We start from the raw sequence: 1,545 nt of genomic DNA, 5'->3' as shown, positions 1-1,545 counted from the left end.
GCCGGAGACTCCGACGGGGCGGCGGAGGGCTCGGTCACCGGTGCGGAGGGGGTGACCTCGGGCTGCACGGAGGGGGAAACCTCGGCGGCGGGGGGAGCGCTCTTGCCCGCGGAGGGGATGAGCAGCAGACAGACGCATACTGCTGCGGCGGCAATGAGCAGGGGCAGGGTGGCGCCGGGGCCGTTTCTCTTGTTTTTCATGCGTTTGGGATGATAGGACTGGGACAATGAAGACACCTCGATCTGTATAAACTGGACCCGGCCGGGGGTCTTGTGTTTGCATCTGTTAGACGGCAGGGGCCAGTGAAAAGTTGAGGGAAAGCCAGTTTATTTTTTGAGAAAAAACGCCGGGGTATCCCCGGCGTTTTTGGGTGGGACTCAGTTCAGGCTGTCCAGCACGCTGCGAGCGGCGTCAGCGTCGGCGGCCACCACCAGCAGGGCGGTGTTGCCGGTCTGCTCCACGATGGCGTGGTTGAGCTTGTCCACCTCTCCGGGCATATAGCTCTCCAGGGCGGTGATCTGATCGCTGACCCGCTTATCCAGGGCCTCCTTGGCGGTCTTGGCGGCTGCCTCGTCAGTGAGGGTGAGCACGGCGATCTCCTCCGCGCCCATGGACAGGGAGGTGTACACCACACAGTCGGTGATGGTGGAGGCGTCAATGCCGTACATGGTGGCGGCGGTGTCCTTGTCCAGGGTGTCCAGGGTGTCGCTGAAGGCGTCGGACTCCAGCAGAGCCTTGGCGGTGGCGGCAGGGTCATAGCTCTTGGCGCTTCCACCGCCTCCGCAGGCGGAAAGGGTCAGGCACAGGGCAAGCACGCCGGGCAGCAGTCGGGTCAACAGGTTCTTCATGGTTTTTTATCTCCTTCCATATCATCCGCATGGGTCTGTCCGGCCTGGTAGATCGCCGGGTCCACGGTGTGTTCCATCAGACAGGTCAGCCATGTTTCATACCAGGGACGCTTGAAGTGGATGCCGTCCGACGTGGCGTCGTCCGGCAGGGGGCCGTCGGCGGTGAGGGCGCTGTACACGTCCACCAGCACCACCTGATGCTCCCGGGCCAGCTGGGCAAACAGCTGATTAAAGGTCTCTATCCGGGAATTGGTGACGCAGGAGGCCTGGCCGTAGACCTTGCATTTGGCCTCGTCTACCGGGGCCAGATTTTGCAGATAGACCACGGCATTGGGCTGAAGGGCCTTTACCTCCTCTATAAAGACGCCGAAGGTGCGCAAATAGTTTTCCTCATTGTAATAACCCAGCTCATTCATACCGAAGGCTATGTAGACCTTGCCGAACCGGGGACCCTTCTCCAGGGCTTCCACAATGGAATAGTCCTGTCCGTCCACCGTCACCAGGCCGGGATTGTTCACCCCGAAAATACTCAGTCCGGTGTAGACGTAGAAGGTGGCGCCCTTGACGCCGCTGTACAGCTCCAGCCCATGGGTGCGGGAGTCGCCGATGAACAGGGCGTCGGAGAAGTAGTCCATGTCCACCGGATCGGTCTTGGGGGCGGGCTGGGTAAAATCAAAGGCAGGTGTAGGGGTAGGCG

General features: G+C 61.4%; 3 protein-coding genes. All 3 read right to left on the bottom strand.

All coding sequences use genetic code 11. From position 1 onward, the window contains the following. Positions 1-200 (bottom strand): hypothetical protein (locus B5G42_RS18300; RefSeq protein ID WP_206406219.1); only part of this gene is annotated, 200 nt, incomplete at its 3' end. A gap of 177 nt (positions 201-377) precedes the next feature. Further along, a complete protein-coding gene (locus tag B5G42_RS17500) occupies positions 378-848 on the bottom strand; it encodes a DUF4358 domain-containing protein (protein WP_087188496.1) in 471 nt (156 codons plus the stop codon). Then, positions 845-1,545 (bottom strand): GDSL-type esterase/lipase family protein (locus tag B5G42_RS17495; RefSeq protein WP_087273161.1); only part of this gene is annotated, 701 nt, incomplete at its 5' end. The genes B5G42_RS17500 and B5G42_RS17495, both read right to left, overlap by 4 nt.

Source organism: Flavonifractor sp. An91 (genome assembly GCF_002159225.1).
GTDB classification, from domain to species: domain Bacteria; phylum Bacillota; class Clostridia; order Oscillospirales; family Oscillospiraceae; genus Flavonifractor; species Flavonifractor avicola.
Note: the sequence above shows the minus strand (reverse complement) of the source record. Positions and strands in the feature narration are given on the sequence as shown.

Excerpts from the sequence above, each read along its gene's own strand:
- B5G42_RS17500 (WP_087188496.1), bottom strand. The coding sequence starts at position 848 with ATGAAGAACCTGTTGACCCGACTGCTGCCCGGCGTGCTTGCCCTGTGC.